The following is a 2,713-nucleotide window of genomic DNA, read 5'->3' as shown; positions in this document are numbered from 1 at the left end:
CCTGCGCCCGCCCCGCGCGAGCCGGATCCGGCCGAGATCACCGCCCCGCCGACGGCGCCCCGTCGTGGCTGGTGGCGGCGCGGCTGAGGCGGATCGCCCGTCAGCGGTCCGGCCCGGGTGGTTCCACCCGGGCCGGATTGGCTTTACTCTGTCAGCGGGCGTTCAGGGGACGGCATAGAGAGTTGCGCATGGTCTCCCCTGCCAAGTCGATCTCACGTCTGGTCCTCGCCGCGGCGCTGTCGGTCAGTCTCGTCGCCCGCCCGACATTGGTCGCGGCCCAGGAGCGCGAGACCCTGATCCGCGACACCGAGATCGAGGAGATCCTGCACAAGGACGCCGACCCGATCCTGCGGGCCGCCGGCATCAATCCCGCCAACGTCCAGATCGCCCTGATCGGCTCCAAGGAGTTGAACGCCTTCGCAGCGCCCGGCGTGATGGGGATCAACACCGGCCTGATCCTGCAGACCAAGGATCCCAACGAGCTGCAGGGCGTCATGGCCCACGAGGTCGGCCACCTGGCCGCCGGCCACAGCTTCCGCTCCGGCGAGATGAGCCGCGCCGGCATGCGGCCGTTTCTGCTGACCATGGGCCTGGGCGTGCTCGCCGCCCTGGCCGGCTCGGGCGACGCCGCCGTCGGCCTGATGGGCAGCGCCGGCTACTTCGGGACCCTGGGCGCCATCGGCTACAGCCGCGAGCAGGAGGCGCGCGCCGACCAGGCCGGCGCCACGCTCCTGGAAAAGGCCGGCCTTTCCGGCAAGGGGCTCGCCGACTTCTTCGACAACTTCCGCTACCAGGAGGTGTTCGACGAAGCGCGGCGCTACAAATACTTCCGCGACCACCCGCTGTCGTCGGACCGGATCGACGCGCTGGAGACGCGCGTCAAGGCGCAGTCGCACTACAGCGAGACCGACAGCCCCCTGGCGATGGCCGAGCACGCCATCATGAAGGCCAAGCTGGACGGCTTCATCAGTCCGCAGGAAGCGATCGTAAAGTACTCCGAGACCGACAAGAGCTATCCGGCCCGCTACGCCCGCGCGATCGCCTACTACCAGATGAAGGAGCCCGACAAGGCGCTGCGCATGATCGACGCCCTGCTGCAGGAGCAGCCGAACAACCCCTACCTCTGGGAGCTGAAGGGCCAGGTGCTGTTCGAGTTCGGCCGCGCCCCGGAGGCCGAGGGCCCGCAGCGCCGTTCGGTGCAGCTGAAGCCGGAAGCCCCGCTGCTGCACGTCAACCTTGGCCAGACCCTGATCGCGCTCGACGACAAGGCCAAGGTCGAAGAAGGCGTCGCCGAGCTGAAGAAGGCGCTGACCGAAGAGAACGACAACGCCGAGGCCTGGCGGCTGCTCGCCCAGGCCTACGACAAGCAGGGCAAGGATGGCCTCGCCCGCCTGGCGACGGCGGAATACGAGTACAACATCGGCGACATGACCCAGGCGCGGGTCTTCGCCATGCGCGCCCGCGAAAAGCTGCCGAAGGACACGCCGGACTGGCGGCGGGCCACGGACATCGTCCTGGTCTCCAAGCCCAGCAAGGACGACCTGCAGCAGCTGGCCCGCGAGGGCGCCATCTCCAGGTCCCAGGCCCAGGTGCGTTAGCCGACCAAACGCCGACGGACTGGCCACGGCCGCGCCGGCAGCCTATCTGAGGTTCCATGAAGATCGCTTCCCGCGCCGCCTCTTCCCGCGTCATCTTGGCGCTCGCCGCCGCCCTCGCCCTCACCGGCTGCCACAAGTCCGACGACGCTTTCGGCAAGCGCGTGCACGCCTACCTGCTGGAACATCCCGAGGTGATCCGCGAAGCCGCCGAGAAACTGCGCGAAAAGGACCAGATCGCCGAGGCCAAGGCCTCCAGCGACACGCTGGCGAAGTACCGCAACCAGCTGGAGCACGACCCGCGCGACTTCGTCGCCAATCCGGACGGCAAGATCACGGTCGTGGAGTTCTTCGACTACCGCTGCGGCTACTGCAAGCTGGCCGCCCCGCAGGTCCTCCAGCTGATCAAGGACCACCCCGACGTCCGCTTCGTCTTCAAGGAGTTCCCGATCTTCGGCGACCTGTCGGACACGGCGGCCAGGATCGCGCTGACCCCGCAGGTCAAGGCCAAGGGCCTGGAGATCTACAAGGGCTGGATGGCCGAGAAGGCGCTGACCGACGCCTCCCTCGACAGCCACCTGAAGGACCTCGGCATCGACGCCGAGGCCGCGCGGAAGTCGGCCACCGACCCGGCGATCCAGCGCCAGCTCACCGACACCCGCTCGCTGGCCGCGGCGCTGAAGCTCGAGGGGACCCCGGCCTTTATCGTCGGCGACACCCTGGTGCCCGGCGCGGACATGAACGCCGTGCGCGCCGCCATCACCGTCGCCAAGGCCGGCAAGCTGAAGACCATCAGCTGACAACAGAGCGCTGGTATGTTCGATCTGACTTCCGCGCTCTGCGGATCTCGGATTCGGACCTTTTGATGCCGCATGGCGACAGCCTGATCCTGACCCTGGTCGGCGCCTTCGTGCTGGCTTTCCTGCTGGGCCTGGGCGCCCTGCGGCTGAAGCTGTCGCCGCTGGTCGGCTACCTCCTGGCGGGCGTCGTCATCGGTCGCTTCACGCCGGGCGTCATCGCCGACCGCCAGGTCGCGAGCCAGCTGGCCGAGATCGGCGTGATCCTCCTGATGTTCGGCGTGGGCCTGCACTTCTCGCCCAAGGACATCCTGGCGGTGC

Annotated in this window: 3 protein-coding genes; all 3 read left to right on the top strand. The window is 68.6% G+C overall.

The window, feature by feature from the left end; genetic code table 11:
- The first annotated feature begins 188 nt into the window (after positions 1–188).
- On the top strand, positions 189–1,598 hold the full coding sequence (locus VJS38_RS04430; protein WP_324086940.1) for a M48 family metalloprotease: 1,410 nt from the start codon (positions 189–191) through the stop codon (positions 1,596–1,598).
- Positions 1,599–1,654: 56 nt separating this feature from the next.
- Positions 1,655–2,395 carry a DsbA family protein gene (locus VJS38_RS04425; RefSeq protein WP_324086939.1) on the top strand — a complete coding sequence of 247 codons (741 nt, stop codon included), beginning with the start codon at positions 1,655–1,657 and terminating at the stop codon, positions 2,393–2,395.
- A gap of 65 nt (positions 2,396–2,460) precedes the next feature.
- Positions 2,461–2,713, top strand: a 253-nt coding sequence (locus VJS38_RS04420) for a cation:proton antiporter (RefSeq protein WP_324086938.1), incomplete at its 3' end; no start/stop codon positions are given.

Source organism: Phenylobacterium sp., from assembly GCF_035276905.1.
GTDB lineage: Bacteria > Pseudomonadota > Alphaproteobacteria > Caulobacterales > Caulobacteraceae > Phenylobacterium.
The sequence above is the reverse complement of the archived record's forward strand: the minus strand, read 5'-3'. Positions and strand labels throughout refer to the sequence as shown.

What these genes read in the sequence shown, in the direction of transcription:
- VJS38_RS04430 (WP_324086940.1), top strand. Translation starts at nt 189, where the DNA reads ATGGTCTCCCCTGCCAAGTCGATCTCACGTCTGGTCCTCGCCGCGGCG.
- VJS38_RS04425 (WP_324086939.1), top strand. Translation starts at nt 1,655, where the DNA reads ATGAAGATCGCTTCCCGCGCCGCCTCTTCCCGCGTCATCTTGGCGCTC.